Source organism: Paenibacillus sp. NRS-1760 (genome assembly GCF_050467785.1).
Classification (GTDB): Bacteria; Bacillota; Bacilli; order Paenibacillales; family Paenibacillaceae; genus Pristimantibacillus.
In genome coordinates this window covers 431,434-451,407 of the sequence record NZ_JBITPK010000010.1, presented here as the reverse complement: position 1 = coordinate 451,407, position 19,974 = coordinate 431,434, and the positions used below count along the sequence as shown (strand labels likewise).

The 19,974-nt window shown below is 44.8% G+C and carries 10 protein-coding genes; 3 read left to right on the top strand and 7 right to left on the bottom strand.

From position 1 onward, the window contains the following. Positions 1-2: 2 nt before the first annotated feature. Together rph and ACIFSR_RS13010 are read right to left on the bottom strand one after the other, a co-directional pair. Positions 3-740 carry a ribonuclease PH gene (gene rph, locus ACIFSR_RS13015; protein ID WP_076271641.1) on the bottom strand — a complete coding sequence of 246 codons (738 nt, stop codon included), beginning with the start codon at positions 738-740 and terminating at the stop codon, positions 3-5. Positions 741-1,032: 292 nt separating this feature from the next. Further along, entirely contained in the window at positions 1,033-2,085 is a 1,053-nt protein-coding gene (locus ACIFSR_RS13010) for a GerMN domain-containing protein (RefSeq protein ID WP_339207826.1), read from the bottom strand. Between the two features lie 131 nt (positions 2,086-2,216). On the opposite strand from ACIFSR_RS13010, the gene ACIFSR_RS13005 reads away from it, so the two are divergent. Beyond that, positions 2,217-2,756, top strand: a complete 540-nt coding sequence (locus tag ACIFSR_RS13005) for a phosphatidylglycerophosphatase A family protein (protein ID WP_076271639.1) — start codon at positions 2,217-2,219, stop codon at positions 2,754-2,756. A gap of 174 nt (positions 2,757-2,930) precedes the next feature. Next, entirely contained in the window at positions 2,931-3,611 is a 681-nt protein-coding gene (locus ACIFSR_RS13000) for a TIGR00266 family protein (protein ID WP_339207825.1), read from the top strand. Between the two features lie 680 nt (positions 3,612-4,291). On the opposite strand, the gene glpX is transcribed toward ACIFSR_RS13000, so the two are convergent. From glpX to ACIFSR_RS12975, 5 genes are all read right to left on the bottom strand, one after another. Then, on the bottom strand, positions 4,292-5,263 hold the full coding sequence (gene glpX, locus ACIFSR_RS12995) for a class II fructose-bisphosphatase (RefSeq protein ID WP_339207824.1): 972 nt from the start codon (positions 5,261-5,263) through the stop codon (positions 4,292-4,294). A 250-nt stretch (positions 5,264-5,513) separates the two neighbouring features. Beyond that, complete coding sequence (locus ACIFSR_RS12990; protein ID WP_430057714.1) at positions 5,514-14,075, bottom strand: carbohydrate binding domain-containing protein; 8,562 nt, start codon at positions 14,073-14,075, stop codon at positions 5,514-5,516. A gap of 164 nt (positions 14,076-14,239) precedes the next feature. Then, on the bottom strand, positions 14,240-15,973 hold the full coding sequence (locus ACIFSR_RS12985; RefSeq protein WP_339207822.1) for an extracellular solute-binding protein: 1,734 nt from the start codon (positions 15,971-15,973) through the stop codon (positions 14,240-14,242). Positions 15,974-16,100: 127 nt separating this feature from the next. Further along, complete coding sequence (locus tag ACIFSR_RS12980; protein WP_339207821.1) at positions 16,101-16,979, bottom strand: carbohydrate ABC transporter permease; 879 nt, start codon at positions 16,977-16,979, stop codon at positions 16,101-16,103. Between the two features lie 23 nt (positions 16,980-17,002). Beyond that, entirely contained in the window at positions 17,003-17,857 is an 855-nt protein-coding gene (locus tag ACIFSR_RS12975; RefSeq protein WP_076268055.1) for an ABC transporter permease, read from the bottom strand. 268 nt (positions 17,858-18,125) lie between these two features. Between ACIFSR_RS12975 and ACIFSR_RS12970 the strand changes: the two genes are divergently transcribed. Then, complete coding sequence (locus ACIFSR_RS12970; protein WP_430057713.1) at positions 18,126-19,859, top strand: sensor histidine kinase; 1,734 nt, start codon at positions 18,126-18,128, stop codon at positions 19,857-19,859. The last annotated feature ends 115 nt before the right edge of the window (positions 19,860-19,974 follow it).

Genomic DNA, 19,974 nt, shown 5'->3' with positions numbered 1-19,974 from the left:
TACTAACCTCCGATTCGCGCCGCCAAAGGACCGAGAACATCCTTTTGCTTGCTGATCAACTCGTGAATACCCTCTTCTCCAAGTTGCAGCAATTGGTTAAGCTCATCGCGCGAAAATGGTGCTTCCTCGCCAGTTCCTTGCACCTCAACAAACTTGCCGCTGCCCGTCATAACAACGTTCATATCTACCTTAGCTTTGGAATCTTCCTCGTAGTTCAGATCAAGCAGCGCTCTCTCTTGAATGACGCCTACACTTACCGACGCCAAAAAATCTGTAATCGGATATTTTGCAAATTGTACCTTCTCGGAAATTTTGTTAATTGCAATGGAAAGCGCGATAAACGCACCTGTAATAGATGTCGTACGAGTACCGCCATCGGCTTGAATGACATCGCAATCAAGCGTAATAGTCCGCTCACCTAGTGCTTGCAAATCAATGACCGAACGCAATGCACGACCAATGAGGCGCTGAATTTCCATCGTCCGTCCTGTCAGCTTCCCCTTAGCCGCTTCACGAATATTGCGTGTATGTGTTGCGCGAGGCAGCATTGCATATTCAGCTGTAATCCAGCCTTTGCCTTGCCCTTTCATAAATGGAGGTACTCTATCCTCCACGCTCGCTGTACAAATGACCTTCGTCTCTCCAACCTCGATGAGAACCGATCCTTCTGCGTATTTATTGACACCTGTCGTTATGGTTACCGGCCGAAGCTGGTTCGGTTGCCGACCATCGTTTCTCATTCTAATTTCCTCCTGAGTGCTAGCGTTTTTCGATTAGAAAACAAAAGTATCCCATCCTGCAATCTTTCCTATTTTAACAAAGTAACCTGTGAATTGCATCCGCTGCCCGTGAAAAAGAAAAGTGAAGCGGTCATGATTGTACAAATTCAGCTGATCAGTGGAAGTTTTTTGCATGTTTGCTTCTGTTTAAAATAGACCGTTCAGACCTAATACATGCTAATAAATGCACAAAAGAGGCTTTTCAAAAGCGTTCACTTTTGATCGGCCTCTTTGTACATTCCGGAGTTATCTCTTATGACTTAATAGCGTTGACATGATGCGGTCTGCCTACAGGCTCGCTATAAGAGTTGTTCGCTTCGTCCGTAAAGTTAGATTCTCCATTTACTTTAATTTGAACCGTTGCTGCTTTCGTATTTTCAGTTATAGAAAGCACAAGTGCCTGAAGCATTTCGGTCGGAAGCTTCTGACCTTGCTGATACGCTTCATCCTGCAAATCTACAGTGACAACATCACCTTCCTGTACAACATCCTTCACTTGTACATCCGGAATGATTACACTGGTCAACTCTTTTTTGTTAAGCGGACCCGAAATGAGCTGTTCCAGCGCTGCTTTCGTTGGAGTCTCCGAGCGAGCAACTAGTCTAGTAACGGGCACATAATATTGTTCGTCGTTTAACGTTTGAGCGGAGAAGTATAGCGTTACAGGCGTTGATTGCGCATAGTTCACACCGTCTGCTGCTTCGATATTAATGCCTACTGAACGTGTCAGCGTATTGTCAAGCGGGAAGCCGTCTTGTGGCATTTCTGGCAGCTTAGCGCCTTCATACCAAATTTCTACGCCTTCAATCCCTGGCATAGCTGTCAGAGTCCATGTGATCGCTTCAACGATAGTACGTTCGTCCTGTGGATTGTAGTCACTGAACGGCTCAGAAAATTCAACTTTAGCAAGCTTTTGCTCTTTATCGTATTTATACGATTTAATTTGAGTGCCTTGCGGGATAACTGCGCGGAAATCCTCAGGCAGCTGATTCGCGTACGCCCCATTCTCGACCATCATTTCCAGTGCCTTTTGTGCGGCTTGCTCATTCGCTCCGAGCGAGGTCTGAAGTGAGATTGGAGCCAAATAACCGTTACGATCTTCAAGGTATACTGTCATTTGCGCTTCTTCGCCAACTCCGATTGCCTGTCCAGTTTCTGCACCTTCTACTCCATCCTTAACCTCAACCTGTGGCGGATCGATTGATTGGCTTGTCTGCTTGGAAAACAGACCACAACCCGAAGTAAGAATGGGCAGCACGAGAACCCCCGAAAGTACAGCACCCCTAATCCATCTTTTTTGAATCATATTGACCTTTCCTCCCTAATCAAGTTTTGCCTAGCGGCTTTGTACAACTCCTTATTTGTAGTACTATGTATACGAGCCCTTCCCTTTTTTAGACCAGTTTTGTCCATAAAATCCTAAGGGGGAACAAAAACATGTCCAATCCCGAAACTTATAGCCTCAACAGCCGCAAAGTGGCTGAGGCTACAGACGAATGGCTCCTCAAACGCGGAGTAACAAAGCTGGCTATCGCCGAGCTCGTACATTTTTTGCAAAAAGACTATTTCCCTGGCTTAACGCCAGAGGATTGTATCGTCCATATTGATGCCGTCCTATCGAAGCGCGAGGTGCAAAATGCCGTTTTGACCGGCATCCAGCTTGATATCCTCGCCGAGGAAGGCAAGCTTATGGCTCCGCTGCAGGATATGATCAAGCATGACGAAAGTCTTTATGGTTGCGATGAAATTTTGGCATTGTCCATTGTCAATGTGTATGGAAGCATCGGGTTTACGAATTTCGGATATGTCGATAAGCTGAAGCCCGGCATTTTGGTCAAGCTGAACGACAAAACCGACGGAGAAATCCATACGTTTTTGGACGATATCGTTGGGGCTATCGCTGCCTCGGCAGCAAGTCGGATGGCTCATCGCAGACAAGCAGAGCGCGAAGGTGTGACACAGCCTCCGCTTGACTAAACGGAATTTACGAAGCTTCGTTTTACATTGCGAGCTTAGTGCGATGGAGGCGAAGCGTAGTTTTACATCGCGAGCTTGATGCGATGGAGGCGAAGCGTAGTTTTACATCGCGAGCTTGATGCGATGGAGGCGAAGTAGATATTGCTTAGGTAAAACCTTTGAGGAGGTTAATACATGAACTATGATATTTTTTATAAAGGCGCCTTTGCCATGCTGAAGGTGAAGCTCAATCCGGGCGAGAGCGTAAAAGCCGAAATGGGTGCAATGGTGTCCATGTCACCTACTATTGATCTTAAAGGGACAACAGACGGCGGGTTTATGCGTGGGCTCGGTAGAATGTTAAGCGGAGAGACGTTCTTTTTCCAAGAGATGACAGCAAATCGGGGTCAAGGTGAAGTCCACCTTGCCCCTCCTTCTCTCGGAGATATTGAAGCGATTGAACTCGACGGCTCTTATAAGCTTTATGTACAAAAGGACGGTTTCTTAGCTGGCACCAGCGGCATAGAAGTCAATACAAAAATGCAAAACCTAGGCAAGGGACTCTTATCGGGCGAAGGTTTCTTTATTGTAGAAATCAGCGGCCGAGGCACAGTGTTTCTCTCCTCATATGGCGCGATCCATGCTCTAAACCTGAGCCATGGCGAAGAAGTCATCATCGATAACGGTCATTTAGTTGCTTGGCCGGGCTATATGAACTATACGATAGAAAAAGCGTCTAAAGGCTGGTTATCCAGCATCACGAGCGGTGAGGGTCTCGTATGCCGCTTCCGCGGTGAAGGTGTCGTTCTGATCCAAACTCGCAATCCATCCAGCTTTGGAACTTGGTTGAAAAAGTTCATACCAGGCGGCAACTAACGTACTAATAGTCAACATTAGCACTTCTACTTAGCATTTGAGTTACTTTTACGGAAGAAGGCCCGTTCAGCTGTGTGAGCATTTACACACAATGAAGCACTAAAAGTAAGCAGCCACCTCACATGAAAACTAACAGGAAAACCCTCCGCTAATCTCATTAGTGACGGACGTCTTATGGGTTTACTTAAAAAACTCCCGCTTATTCGACAACATCTACTCTAAAGGAGGGATGTACTAGAATTGACGGGAGTTTTTTCAGTAATATGCATCTCGCTCATCGAATGAAGAGTAACTGTAGTGTATCGAGCTCAGTATCGATATTAGTTATAGGTGGGGGGCTTGGGGGCTTGGGTTTGTCGGAGTTAATGTGGATAGTCTAGTTAAGCTCGCTCGCACCACTAACGGACATAGGTTCCGCTATTATGGTAAATATAGCTCAAATACAATTCTATCGGACATCAGATACGTTATTTATATAAATTGAAGCATAATCATGGCTTTTGAAGCCAAATAAGAGACTGTAGGTCCGTTAGATCCTTAAAAATAGTGGATTCCAAGCAAATAACGGATCTGATGTCCGTTAATTTCCAATCAGCTGAATTATATTCTTTCTGCTCATTGTATTATTAGAAAGTTATTTCTATGGTGGTCGGCCTAGCGGCCGACAACACCATTCATAATTATTTATCATTATTTAAAAATGTTTTATTCGGCAAATAGTGCATAGCACGTACGAATCGGATCGTTTTGGTCTTAGCGCGCATTACGATGGAATGCGTTTCTGCCCTCTCGTCAGGAAAATACTGAACTCCGCCCAAAAACTCTCCTGGCGTAACGCCTGTTGCTGCAAAATAAACATCGCCCGTTCCAATCATATCCTCCATCGTAAGCACGCGATACGGATCTTCTATCCCCATTTTCACGCAGCGATTGTACTCGTTGCTATCCGCCGGCATCAGCCTTGCTTGCAGCTCGCCGCCTAAACACTTCAGCGCTGCCGCAGCCAGTACACCCTCTGGCGCTCCTCCTGAGCCTACATATAAATCAATGCCTGCTTCAGGAAATGCAGGTGCCATCGCGCCTGCAACGTCACCATCCGACAAAAACTTTATACGCACACCCACGCGGCGCAGCACCTTGACGATCGCTTCATGGCGCGTCCTGTCCAAAATCATAACCGTTAAATCCGAAACCTTCTTGTTTAAAGCGTCAGCCGCTTTACGGAGCGTTACATCCATCGGATCAGTTATCGACAGCTTGCCAACAAGAGCAGGACCGAAAGCGAGCTTCTCCATGTACATATCAGGAGCATGCAAAAGCTGGCCTTTTCCTGCGACTGCAAGCACGGACATTGCATTGTTAAGTCCTTTGGCTACGATTTCCGTACCTTCAAGCGGATCAACCGCTACGTCAACCTCGGGGCCATTCAAGCTTCCTACTTCCTCCCCAATGTACAACATCGGCGCTTCATCCATTTCCCCTTCGCCTATGACGACAGTACCGCGTATGGACACTGAATCAAACATGGAGCGCATCGCAGATGTTGCTGCTCCATCAGCGCTATTCTTATCGCCTCTTCCCATCCAAGGCGCCGATGCGAGCGCAGCCAGTTCCGTTACACGTACAAGCTCTAATGCTAATTCTCTCTCCATGATCCAGTCTCCCTTTGCTTTCATATGACGGAATAAATAATTAGAACACATGTTGAGGTCGTTTCCGTTATTTAATATGTAACATATATTTATATATGTCGCAATATATATTTACCATTCTTCATTAAATCATCATTAATAAACAATAGTTTGCCTTAAGAGCAACCATTGTACGTCAAAAAGACAAAAGAGCATACTTCACAGGATTCCCTGTAGAAGCATGCTCTCTTTATCACTCTAAATAAAACAGTTATTCATAAACCTCAATCTCAAAAAGTGATGGACCATATGGAGGAAGACCTTTTTCTGTCACTAAAATACGAATATATCTAGCCTCCGCACTGCTTGCAAGGGTGATTGTTTCAACAAAGTCTTCTGCTTTCAATTCTCGGTTCAAGGAATGTACCGTCTTCCAATCTGTGCTTCCTTCCGATAAGTCGCTTCCTGCTGCAGCAACTTGAATATCGATCGCTTTTCCATAAGCAGCTTCCCAAGTCAAAATGATTTTATTAATGGAATGAACTTTTTCCAAATCAATATAAAACCATTCTGCATGATACGGAGCTGTATTATTGTCACTCCATTTTGCTTCCCATCTTGTACCCTTATCGCCATCTGTTAGCAAATGAGCAGGAAAGACGGCATTAAAGCTTGATGCAACAGCTTGCTTGTTAAGCGCTAAGTTCACTAGCACTGGATTCGGAGTGGTTCCAGGATCCGGATTGCCTCCGTTTCCTCCTCCTTCGCCGCCGCTTACCCATGTGCCGTACACCTCAAACTCCCACAGGGAATAACCGTAATTGGTGCCCCTAGCAGATCCAACCATTCGAATATGCCTTGCTTCTTGCCCGTTTAATGTAATGTTATCGAGACCGCCATTACCTGCGGCTTCTGTAAATACATCCGTCCAGTCGCTTTCTCCAGGCGCTGCCGCCGAGGATACTTGCAGCTTATAAGCTTTTCCATATGCTCCCTCCCAGCTCAGAACAGCACTTTCCAGCTTATAGACTGCGCCTAAATCAATAGAAAGCCACTGAGGATCTGTTGACTCTGACTCCCATCTCGTACTGCCCGCTCCATCTACAGCGTTAGCTGCTGGTTGATTGCCTGATGATGCAGCAGCAGCTTTATGAAGAGCAATGTTTGCGGCAGCCGTCTTCACCTGCTGCTGCACCTCGCTGATGCCGTATCCAGCTGCGGCAACGGTGATGAGATACGTTTTGACACTTGTAAATAAATCTGCATTAAGCTTGATTTTACCTGCCTCAACCGTGTAGCTGCTGCTCTGGACAGCTGCACCGTCAATCGTAAGCTGCGTAATTGCGGCACGCCAAGCAGGGGAGTCTGCAAATGTCAGCTCAATTGTCTGTCCGACTTTGTTTTCAGTCGAATCGGCCACTAATACCGGTGGTGCTGCCACTTCACGAATAGCGACATTATCAATGTAAATCGTATGCTCACCATCAGGCGTAACAAAAGCACCATTTACGACGTTGCCAAGCAAAAACTTAAGAGTCATATCCACGTTGCTATTTGGCCGCAAACTTTTCTTATAAACAGCAGCTGAATCACCAGTCAGATTAAAATGTACGCTTTCAGTGTTGTTATATCCACCCAGCTCCACTGCAATCGGACGATTAACCGTTGACCATGCGTTAAAGGAAAGCTCATAGGATTTACCTGCCTCTAGCTTGATTCCGCTTTGGTTGAACTGTGTGGACCAGCCGACAGGAACATTCCATTCTGGGTGCATGCCCCCATGGTAATAGATGTCGATTTGGGCAACACCATCTTTAGGTATATATTTCGAATCTCCTCCATCACCAAACCAATGCACCCAGTTAGCTGACCCATTCGTCATTCCACCGTTTAGAACAAGGTTTCCATCTGCTGCAAGCATTAATTGATTAACACTTGTATCGGCAAAGCCCGTCGATTTGACATTAATCGTATATAATTGATCGCTTGCAAAAACAGATTGATCAATCACGATGCTGCCAGGCTGAAGCGTATACTTTGCACCAGCCAGTACAGCTCCATTCACTTCAATTGCACTAATCGCCGTTCTCCATGCTTCGTTTTCTACAAAACGGATTTCTACCGCGTTCCCTACTAGGTTATCCGTTTTATCTGGTATTAAGGTTGGCGGGCGCAGCATTGGCGCATCCTTCACCTCCAGCACAACATTATCAAAGAAAATGTCATGCGGTGCAGCTGCACTTTTTGGAGTTTTGCCAAGTAAAAATTTAAGAGCGACATTATCATCGGTCATCATCTTAAATGTAAATTCAAAATGCTGCATCGAAGGTGTCAGCATCAAAGGTCCCGTATAAAAACGCCGTGTATAACCAGCATTTTCGAGAGCCGCTTCGATGTCGCGTGCTACCGTCGAACTCGCATCAAAAGAGAGCACATACGTCATCCCCTTGGAAAGCTTAAGGTTCGACTGGTTAAACATCACGTTCCAGGCTTCCCCTCCTACGTTTGTTACCGCTATTTTTGCAGCTCCATTCGATTCCATGAATGCTGCTGTACCTCCTTGCGTAAACGGCTCCCAGCCGCTTAGCCCATTGGAGAAATCTCCATTCTTAAGCGGAAACAACTCGACGCCTGTAAAATCAACGTTCAAATTTGTTGTGCGAATAAGCTTAATGTTATCCAGCTGAACCCCAGCGTTGCTGCCGCCTAGCAAAAATTCAAGCTGCGCTTCCTCGTCTGTTACGTTAGGAGGCATCGTAAATGAGAGCTTATGCAAACTTTTCGATGTATCTAGCTGAATCGCGTGTGGACCCGAATAAATCGTTGATCCGTCTTTGCTCTTAAGCTGTACGGTAATGGTCCGAGCGGCCGAAGCTTCTGCATCAAAAGTCAGCTCATACGAATCCTTTTGCAGCAGATTAATGCCCTGTTGGGTTAGTTTTATAGACGAAGCATTAGTACCACCATCAGAAATATTAATGTTTAACCTGCGCAATAATGGATCTACACTGATGTCAACAGCAGCCGAATCCGTTATTTTTGTGTTCCAATAGAGCAGGCGATCCATCGTCCCTAGATCAAAACCTCCATTGTAAATGTGATTGCCGTTATTCAGTGGAGCTTTTGCAGCACTTGGTTCAATTAACTCATCGATTTCCTCTAAATGAACATTTCCGATCCACACATCATTTACGTTTTGACCTAAATTGAATTCCAACCTCGCAGCAGCATTTGTTTTGTCAGTCATGAGGAAGCGATACTCATAATGACCGACCTGATCCTTCAAGGATGCTTCAAAGTTGTCGGAATAAATTCCCCAGCCGCTGTTCGCATCACCGCCAAACTTCAAGCTCATGCTGCGCGGCGCTGATGCCTTTGCATCAAAGCTAATTTTGTAGGCCTGACCTTTAACAAGCGTCACATACTGGACAAGCTGCAAGGAATATGGCACATTCCCGCCATTCGAAATGTCTACTTTGGCAAATGGTGACCCTTCAATCGCCTCAATTGAAACCTCACCCGCTCCGCCAAATTCAGCGCCATGAAGGAAATTCCAGTAATTCATATCTATCACCGGATTTTCTACTGTGATGTTCTTAATGCCATGAGTATAGGCAGGATCATAAATGAAATTGCCATCTATAGCTGTTTTGCCGTTTTGCGGGAACGAATCCTTTACAAGCATCGGTTCAACAGGCACCTTGTAAGGTCTGCCAGTAAGCTCATAAGCACGCACATAGTCAATCTCCATCTGAGCTGACAACAAGGAAGGAGCAGGCTTCAACCCGCCGTCATAATTGCCTCCTACAGCTAGATTGAGAATAATGTAAAACTCCTTATCAAATGGTGCTGGAAAAGCATATTTTTCGGGTTGATCTGCTCCCCAGCTATTCCAATCATTAAGCGTTTGAAACAAATTCCCATCCACATACCAGCGCAGCTCACCTGGTTCCCACTCTAAAGAATAAGTATGGTAACCCGTGATGTCCTCACCTTGCGGAAATTCATACTGCGCACCGGTAATTTTGTTATTAGGAGCATTTTTGCCAAAATGAATGGTACCATCAACTTCACCTGGCACTCGTCCTCTAGCTTCCATAATGTCAATTTCACCTGAGGAAGCCCATCCTCCGTATTCACTGTCCTTCGGCATCATCCAAAACGCCGGCCATAAGCCTTGACCCGCAGGGAGCTTAATCCGCGCTTCGAATTTGCCATAAGCTTTGCTGAAGGTTGGACTGGTCCAAAGCCGGCCTGACGTATATTGTTTACCGCCAAAATTCTCTTTTTTGGCTTCGATAATCATTTGGCCATTCTCGATCTTTATATTTTCTTTCTTATAAAACTGCAGCTCGTTATTGCCCCAGTCGCCTACGCCATACTCACTGCCGTTGCCAAGCTGATACGCCCACTTGTCAAGATCGACTCCGTTTGTATCCAGATTATCTCCTACGCTGTCAAACTCATCATTCCATACGAGACTCCATATGTTTTTCTCTTGAATACTTTGGATCACTTGAGCAAGCTCATAACCAGTTGACCTAATCGTGATCGTGTATGATTTAACTGCACTGAATTGGGTCTTATCGATTGTTAGTTTTCCTGAGGCAAGCTGATACGCTTCTTTAGGAAGCTTCAATTCATCGACAAATACATCAGTTATCGCATTTCTCCAAGCCTCATTATCATTAAAGGTAATGTCGATATTTTGACCCAATTCATTATCGGATACATCTTTTGAAATTACTGGAGGAAGCAGCAGCATAATATCATTTGAGCTGCGAGCCTTCTCGCCTGCTGCTTCCTTAGCTCCTTTCAGTTCAAGATGCACATTGTCGATAAATACGTCATGTGCCGCAGAAGGAGCATCAGGCTGCACTCCAAAAAGCAGTTTAAAGTTTGCGTTGTCATCCTTGGCCATAGTGAACTCGTAGCTGTACATTTTAGTAACCGTATCAAGGTGCACTTTTTCATTTAAGAAACGATTATAAGCGCTGTTCTCAACAACCGCTTCAATGGTTCGCGGCGAAGTTGCTCTGGCCAAAAAGGTAACGACATACGTTTTGCCTTTAACTAGCGCCAATGAGCCCTGCTGCAAAACAATATCCCACGCATTCAAGCCAGCGTTCGCTATCGCGACTTTCACCGCACCATTGTCATCTGTAATGGCTGCTCTCGAGGGGCCATCATAAATGCCCTGAATATGTGTGCTCCAATCCTGCATTCCTGCATCAAAATATCCATTTTGGACCAAGAAGGCTTTACTTCGTGCATCCTGCTGCTCCACATGTATGTTGTCAACAAATACATCATGCTCGCCTATCACAGCTGCACCGTCCAGTTTACCTAGCAGCAGCTTAAACGTCGGCGTAATGTCGCTCTGAACAAGCAGCTCGTAGCTGAACGTTTGTTTCGTCTGCGTCAATTGCACCTTTTTGGACAAATAACGCGTGCTGCCTACTTCAATTACAATTTCCATTTCACGGTTTTTAGATGAACTTGCATCTAACGTCACCGTATACGTTTTGCCTTTAAATAGATTAATATTATTTTGCATCAGCATGACGTCCCAAGGATTAACACCTTCGCTCGCAATCGCAATCTTCAGCTCTTCGTTCTGAGCGTTAAAGTCCGCGCTTGAGCCCCATCCGTCATAACGTCCCTGCACATGCTCGCTCCAACTCACCTTGCCACTCGAAAAGTCACCATTTTTCACCGGAAATTGATCTGCCAGCGCCAATTCGCCCGTGTTGTTGTTAGTCAATCGAATCATCTTAATATCGTCTAAATAAATGTCAGCCTGATGGCCGCCTAATAAAAATACCAATTGTCCATTAACGTCATTAGACTGCTCCATCGCAAACTGAAATGTATACTCCTTCATCTCGGAGGCAAGCGAGATCGTCTCTGGAGCGGCATAAGCCGTACCATCTGATTTGTACACACCAATCTGAATGGAGCGTGCAGAAGCTGCTCTAGCCTTAAATGTTACCTTATAATCGTTTTCTTTCAGTAGATTGATACCCGACTGCGTAAGCGAGATCGACTTCGGCTCTGTTTCGCTATCAAGATTCGATATTTTAAGTTCTCTAGTGTCAGCATTCACCGATGCTGCAGCGTTGCCTCCAGCCTTATTGAAATTCCAATAAGTCAGACGATCGATTCGACCTAGGTCGAAGCTGCCGTTATACACATGATTGCCGTTCAACGGCTCTTTAGGGTCGTTATCATGAAACGGATCTGGGGAAGCGGTTTCTTCAACCTTCACATTGCCGATCCAGACCGGATTCGTGCTTAGTCCAAGGTTGAATTCGAGTCTAGCCAGCGTATCCGTCTCGGCACCCATTTGGAATATCATTTCATAGGATTGGATATTATTTGTCAGCTTTACATCCATAATATCGGAGTAAGTCGTCCAGCCTCGTGTTTCCCCGCCGCCAAATTTGACGGTCGCATTTCGATTTGCATTCGATTTAGCGTCAAAAGTAAGCTTATACCATCTGCCTTTACCAAGCGTTACATTTTGAATGAGTTGAACCGCATGTATGGCATTCCCGCTGCTCGTAATATCCGCCTTGGCATAATTTACACCATTTAAAGCTTCAACAGAAATCGAGCCGTTACCTTGGAATGTGCTTACATGTACAAAATTCCAATAATTCGTATCTAAAGCTTGATTCGCCTCAGCAATGGTTGTGAACGGCTTGCTGTAGCTATTATCATGAATAAAATTACCTGCAATCGGTTCTTTATATTGATCTGGATATGGCTCTGAGTCGACGCTAGGCTCTACAGGCGTCTTATACGGTCTGCCAGTTAGTTCATAGACACGAACATAGTCGACTTCCATTTTCACTGGCAGCAGTGATGGGTCGGGTGTTATCCCACCGTCAAAATTACCGCCAACGGCCAAGTTCAAAATCATGTAAAACGGCTTATCAAACGGAGCGGGAAACGCATATTTTGCAGGTTGATCTGCTCCCCAGCTATCCCAATTATTAAGCTTCTGGAATAATTGTCCGTCAACATACCAGCGAATTTCACCAGGCTCCCACTCTACACCGTAAGTGTGATAGTCAGTAATATCCGTTTCTTCTCCAAAAATGTAATCTGCACTTTTAGACTTGTTTGCCGGCCAGTTTTTACCGTAATGAATGGCACCGCCGACTTTTTCCGGTAAGCGGCCGCGCGCTTCCATAATATCGAGTTCTCCAGATGAAGCCCAAACCCCATACTCGCTATCCTTCGGCATCATCCAGAAGGCAGGCCAGATGCCATTACCTACCGGCAGCTTCATGCGAGCTTCAAATTTTCCATACGTTTTATTAAAGGTAGGCTCTGTATATAATCTGCCTGATGTATATTTCTTGCCGCCAAAACCATCATCATCAGCGGTGATCGTTAATTTCCCGTCCGCTACCTTAATGTTTTCGGAGCGGTAATACTGTTCTTCATTGTTCCCCCAGCCATCAAGGCCATATTGAGAGCCTGTGCCTAACTGATAAGCCCATTTGTCGAGGTTAACGCCGTTTGTATCAACGTTTTCGCCACTTCCATCAAATTCATCATTCCATACAAGCTCCCATTCATCCACAGGTGCTGTTGTTGGTGTCGCCGACGGCGCTGTCGTAGGCGAAGGTGTCGGTGAGTTTGTCGGTACTGCTGTTGGAGTTGGTTGCGGAGTCGTTTGACCGCCACCACCGCTTTGACCTGAGCCAGCCGGTTGTCCTGTTTTTACAATTCCGTTCTGAACAGTGACATCACTGCTTTTGCCTAAGCTATTGCCATTTAATGTCGTGCTTGAACCTGTATTAACAATTTGATTTACAGTACCATTTACCTGAAATGTCGTTCCTTCAGCTGTATCCGAAATCGTAAGTAATTGACTGCTTGCTCCAGCATCAATTTGTATATCAGATCCCGTTTCCACAATAAGCTGCTGCACCTGCGAAGAGCCTGTGAGTAAGATGCGTACTTTTCCATAAGGCTTATTCACAATAAGCTTATTCAGCTTCGAATTTATAAAATGAATGCTGTTGATTCCGCCCCCATTGATGTAGACCGTTCCTTTCACATCCACATCCGTTAAAAAGACATCGCCTTCGCCAATTCCCTGCGTTAAGAACAAATCCTTATCGATAACAGTTTTGTTGATCTTTACTCCCGCTGTATTTACGACAGCATTTCCGGCTATTTTCAAATTTTCATAGATGCCGGCTGCATTAATGATTTCACCAGCAATTCGGTCTAGCAATGTGATGGCTTCTGCACGAGTAATCGGTTTTTTCGGCCGAATGGTTTGATCCGGATAACCCGTTATGTATCCTCCTGCCAGCAGCTGCTCTAACGGTGCTTTTGCATAAGCTTGTACTTGATTATAATCCGTAAAGCTAGATAGCTGATTCCCATCTACTTCAGCTTGTTTAAACAGTTCGACTGTTATTTTTGCAGCCTCCTGCCTCGTAAGTGGTGCGTCAGGCTTAAAGCTGCCATCCGGGTAACCAGTAATCACTCCAGCTTCCAACGCAGCAGCAACCTGCTTGCTGTACCATGCGTCAGCGGCTACATCAGTAAAGGTATTCGAGCCTTTAGCTTCAAACTGAAAGATAGCATGGACCAGCTTTGTAAATTCAGCTCTCGTTACTTGACGATCAGGCTGCAAGCTCCCATCCGGATATCCGCTAAGCATCCCCTTAGAAATCCATTTTTCCAGCACTTTCTCGCCCCAATGTGCCGTTCCCTTCTCATCTGTGGCTCTCGCCGCACTGACAGCCGGCAAGCTGCTTGTGAGCATCATGAACACCAATATTATGGAGATAAACCGTTTATTCATGCTTCTCCTACATCCTTTCCGGATTATGAAATAAAATGATAACGCTTACTTGTCTTTTCAAGGAAACAGCCTGCCCCTTACAGCTAAATGATAAACTGCAACGTGACAGACTGTTTTCTCTATCTATTAAACTTTTACATGATGCCTCAGCTGAAAATAACTCCTTATTTTACGCTGTTGTACCAATCGTTAACTTCTTTTGTAATTTGTTCGCCGCCTGATTTTTTCCAGTTTTCAACCATTGTGTCGAACGAATCTACCGGTTGTTGCCCATATACGATTTTGCTGAACGTTTCATTAAGCAGCTTGTTCAGAAGCTCGTTTTTACTTTGCATCGTTTCCGTCAAAGGACCCATGTAGTAGTTTTTCATACGGATCGAATTTTGGTCCATAACCACTTTCATCGCATCTGTATTCTCTTTTAGACGTGTATTAAACTCTTGTTTCTCGTATGGCGTTACCGGCTCTGCGCCGCTAGCAAGCTTAACATGCGTTTCTGCATACAGAGTAGGAATACGAGCGCCTTCAAAAGTGAGCGTGTAGTAGAGCGGTGGTGCTGTTTGATCCTTCAAACCAGGGAATAGGTCTGGGTATTTTGCAATATCCGCAGTAATAGAGCCGTCTGGAAGTGTTGCATAATCATATCCTTCTGCGAAACCCTTCTCAAACTCGCTGCCCGGCTGCGGGTTAGCCATATTATCGAAGAACCAGTTATAGTAGTGCAAAATAGCTTCAGGATTTTTAGCTTTTTTGTTTACGAATACATAACCGTTTGCTGGCGGGTTGCCGCCTGCGGAGCCAATTTTGCCGTCTGGACCAGCAGGAATTGGATAAGCTTTATATTTTGCGCCAGGAACATTATTCAGAAGATCTGGGAAAGGCCATGCTGGAAGCCAGTTTGGTCCAAAAATAATTCCCGCTTCGCCTTTAGTAAACAATTCCGAGCCAGTTGATTCATCAAGCAATGCTGAATCTTGTGAAATGTAGCCTTTGTCTAACCATTCTTTTAATTTTGTTAATGCATCTTTAGCTGCCGGATTGATCGAACCATGCGCCAAAGATCCATCCGCTGCTTGATTCCATTGACCAGGCATTGTGCCATAAGCGCCAAACACGAAGCCGATATCAGTCATCCAGTTAGCGAAACCATTTTTGAAGCCCGTTGCAAGGCCAATTGTATCCGCTTTGCTGTCTCCGTCTGGATCATTCTTAACGAATGCTTCCATAACCGTTTCCATTTCTGCAAGCGTTGTTGGAGCCTTAAGGTTAAGCTTTGTCAGCCAATCCTCACGAATCCACATGACATGATCTGCGTTGTAGGCATAATCTAGAATAGGCAACGCCATTTTGTCAGCGCCCCGGCTAATTGGCAGCCAGATGGTTGGATCAAGATCAAGGCCTGCTTTGTAAGTATCGTTCGCGTATTTGTCGACCAAATCGCCTACCGGCATAAATTGACCGGAGTCGATCAACATATTAACCGTTTCCATATCTCCGCGGTAAGTGACAACATCCGGCATTTCCTCACCTGATGACAGCATAAGGCGAAGCTTTGTTTTGTATGCATCATTCGTATTCGTTACAACCCAGTTGTATTTAATGTCAATGCCAAGTCTTTCTTTGATAAGACGAGTATGAACATTATCCTCAATGGACTCGCCTTCTTTGAAGATTGAACCATTTTGGTTAAGACCCCAAACTGTCGTTAACGTAATTGGTGTCGTATACTTGCCATCCGCAAAGCCTTCAGTGCTTCCTTCTTCAACCTTGGCTGGTTCGTTGCTCGCTTTGTTTGTTGCTGCCGGACTGTTAGTCCCCTTGTTCGTGTTGTTTCCAGAACAAGCTGCGATTGCGAGCATAAATGATAGTACCAATAAGACCGAAAGCCACTTCTTCATGCCTTTACCCCCGTAAGTTAATTTTTGTTATTATTAACGATATTTGTAATATCGCTTGTTACCAATATACAGCTCGCTTTACAGCTCCGAAAGACCACAATTTTGTTATTGATGCCTTTTTCTTGCACTATTCTTTGACAGCCCCCATGATGATGCCTTTCACGAAATATCGCTGTAAAAAGGGGTATACAAGCAATATCGGCAACGTACCAATGAAGATTTGCGCGGATTTAACGGTACGCTGCGAGATATGCTTAAGCTCGTTGACATCGGGATTTATTTTATTAAAATCCTGCTGTACAATAATCGTTTGCAAAAAGGTTGCTAATGGATATTTTCTATAATCTGTAATATATAACAATCCATCAAACCATGAATTCCAATGTGTAACCATTGTAAACAATGAAATCGTAGCTAAAGCCGGCATTGAAATGGGTAAAAATATACTCCAAAGCGTTCGGAACTGTCCTGCTCCATCCATGAGCGAAGCTTCCTCCAGCTCCTTCGGTACGGCCCGGAAAAAGTTCATTAGAAGCACCATATTAAATACGTTGATCGCCCCTGGCAGAACAAGCGCCCAAATCGAGTTCATTAAATCCAAGTTGCGAATAAGCATGTACGAAGGAACAATACCACCACTGAACAACATCGTAAAGAGAAAATACCACGTATAGACCGAACGGCTCTTAAATGTCCGTCCATCTTTGGATAATGCATAACCCGCTAGAATCATCAAAGACATGCCGACGAGCGTTCCAAGCGCCGTACGCTTAAAACCTACAAAAAGAGCATTGTGAAAATTATCGTTATTCAGCGTTTTGGAATAGGCTTCAAAGTTGAAGCCGATTGGCCATAGCTTGACCAGATTCGCGTTGGCTGGTGAGCTGGCGCTTAAGCTTACAGCTAGAATATGAACGAGTGGAATAATACAAGAAATACAAATGACCGCGAGCAAAATATAGTTAAATACTGAAAAAGCTTTATAACCTGTTGTTTTGTGATACATGCTTTTTCTCGCCCCTCTCTTTCCTAGAAAATTCGATAACCTGCGTATTTGTATGCCATTCGGTAAGAGAAAACGATCATGATCAAACCGATTAAAGATTTAAACAAACCAACAGCTGTTCCAAAGCTGTATTGACCATTCAATATCGCTGTCCGATAGACGAACGTATCGATAATGTCTCCCTTATCGTATACAAGCGAATTGTATAGATTGAAGATTTGATCGAAGCCCCCGTTCAAAATATTGCCGAGGGACAACGTACCTACGACAACCGCGATCGGAATCATCGACGGAACCGTGATGTGCAGCGTCTGCTTCCAGCGCGTGGCGCCATCCACCTCAGCCGCTTCGTACAATGAAGGATTTACACCCGCCAGTGCCGCAAGAAACACGATGGTGTTAAAACCGAAGTTTTGCCAAATATCGCTTACGATAACGGTAAAACGGAACCAATCCCCGTTCCCAAGCCAGAACACAGAATCTATACCGAGACTGTTGAGCGTCTGATTCACGATTCCTTTACTGCCCAGCATGTCAGTAAGGATCGCACCTAAAATTACCCATGATATAAAATGCGGCAAGTACACCAGAGTTTGTACCACTCGCTTAAACAGCATTTTTCGAACCTCATTAAGCAGGATCGCGAACGTGAACGGCACGATTAAGCCAAAAACGATCTTTAAGCCCGAAATGATTAAAGTGTTCCAAATGACCTGTTTGCTGTCTGGATACTCAAACATAAAGCGGAAGTGCTCCAGTCCAACAAGCTTCGAATGAAACATGCCGTTATAAGGTTTAAAATCCTGAAAGGCCATAATTAGCCCGCTCATTGGTACATAAGCAAATATAAAGGTAACAATAGCTGCCGGAAGCAGCATGAGATGCAAGGGCCAAGTACGACTAAATAGTTCTCTCGCTCTTTTATCCTTTTGTTGTCTTTGTTTTTTTTCTTGCTGCAGCGGTTTGTTTAGCGCACTTTCCACTGTTCTGCCCCTTTCCAAACAAAATTTGATTTGAGTTTTTTCATCTCTCCTGTATGATTAATTTTACCAGCAGTCTCTCCTGTTCTATAGACCACGATCTTTGGAAGCATGCCATTTTGTTTACTTATGTATCATTATTTTCATAAAAAGAGAGGACTCCAGCATGCGTTTAAGAGAAAACACATTTGCCAAAATGATTACATTGATCGTCCTTTTGCTTATCCCGATCATTATTTTGTATACGCTTTCTATACGGACAAGCATCGGAGTTATCACGGAAGAAATGAAATCGTTGAAGCAGAAGGACATTACATTTCTAGCGAGCGAGATTGATAAAAGCGTAACAACGCTATCAACGCTTGGCTTTCTGCTCAGCGAAGATATCCATATCCAGCAGCTGCAAAATTTACATTTAATTGAAAGCACATACCAGCGAAACGATGAGAAGCTGCGCATTCTCGAGAGGCTCCGCCTGCTCAATGTCGCACAGCGCTGGGATACGCAATACAGCATTACAGCGCCGGCAAGCAAGCAGCTCGTCTCAACAAATACGTATCTCTCGTATGATCTCGAATCGATCAAAAAAATATTGACCCCGACCTGGAAGTACGAGGAAATGACGATTCAAAACATAAAGCAAAATCGTTTCGTACGCCATATCGTCAAGCCAAAAAGCAAAATCACCGATATAGAGAAAGCCGGTATCATCGTTGAGATTTCTTTTCCAGAGGAGCATCTCATAAAGGATTTGGATACTTTCAAGCTGGCAGGCAAAGGCGATCCGTTTCTTGTCCATCCCGATGGGCGCATGATAAAAAATAAAACAGCCGATAAAGAAATGACCAAGAGCATTCAAGCGCTGATCAAAAAAATGACCGTCCCAGAAGCGTCCAATCAAATTATGACGATAAATGGGGATGATTTTCTCGTCACTTCTGCGCATGTAAAAACGTTGGATTGGTATTTGATTGATTACGTACCGCTGGCAAATGTTTTAAAACCAATCGTCAAAAGCCAAAATTTATTTTACGGCTCCGTTGGTTTGCTGCTCATTATGAGCTTGCTCGCAGGTTATTTGCTTTATCGAAACGTACAGCGCCCAATCGGTTTGCTTATTCGAAGTGTGAAACGGCTGCAGGAAGGCAACTATTCCGCAAGAATAACGGTAAACCCCAAAAATGAATTTACTTATTTATTTCAAAGATTTAACGATATGGCTGCGAATACGGAACAGCTCATTCAGAAGGTTTATGTGGAGGAGCTTCGCAGGCGTGAAGCTAATGTAAAGCAGCTGCAATCCCAGATTAATCCTCATTTTTTATACAATTGTTTCGCGCTCATACGCAGCCTTGCTAGGCTGGATAAAAAGGAATCTGTCATGCGGCTTGCCATGCACTTGTCTACCTATTATCGCTATACGACACGGGTCGAGAAGCTGACCGCAACGCTGAGGGAAGAGCTGCAGCTTGTTGAGAGCTATTTGGAAATTCAACAATTTCATATCCAGCACTTGTCCTATCGCATCGAGGTGCCTGATTCGATGCTTAGTGCTCAGATTCCGCGTCTGCTCCTGCAGCCTGTCGTTGAAAACGCGGTTCTGCACGGGATTGAACGATTCGACGGTGATGGGCTCATCACCATTTCAGGTGTTAGCAATGATCGCTATCACACGATTATTGTAGAAGATAACGGGATGGGGATGACGGACGAAGCCCTTCGAAAGCTGGAGAAAAAAATTATCAATCCGCCTGATGATACGAGCGGCTGCGCGCTGTGGAATATTAGGCAGCGGATGCTGTTCCAATTTGGATCTGAGGCTTCAATCAGCTTCCGAATTCGCGAAGAAGGCGGCGTTGCTGTGTACCTGTCTTGGCCGCATGAAAACTATGCCATCTAGGGCGTATCTGAAAACCCGTTCAGTGGCACCTTTCACCGCCTTTTCGCCCCCTGCTTCGTTCCGTTTGCTTGACGTACCCCCGGTACGCCTTCACAAACGCGCCTTGCATGGAACG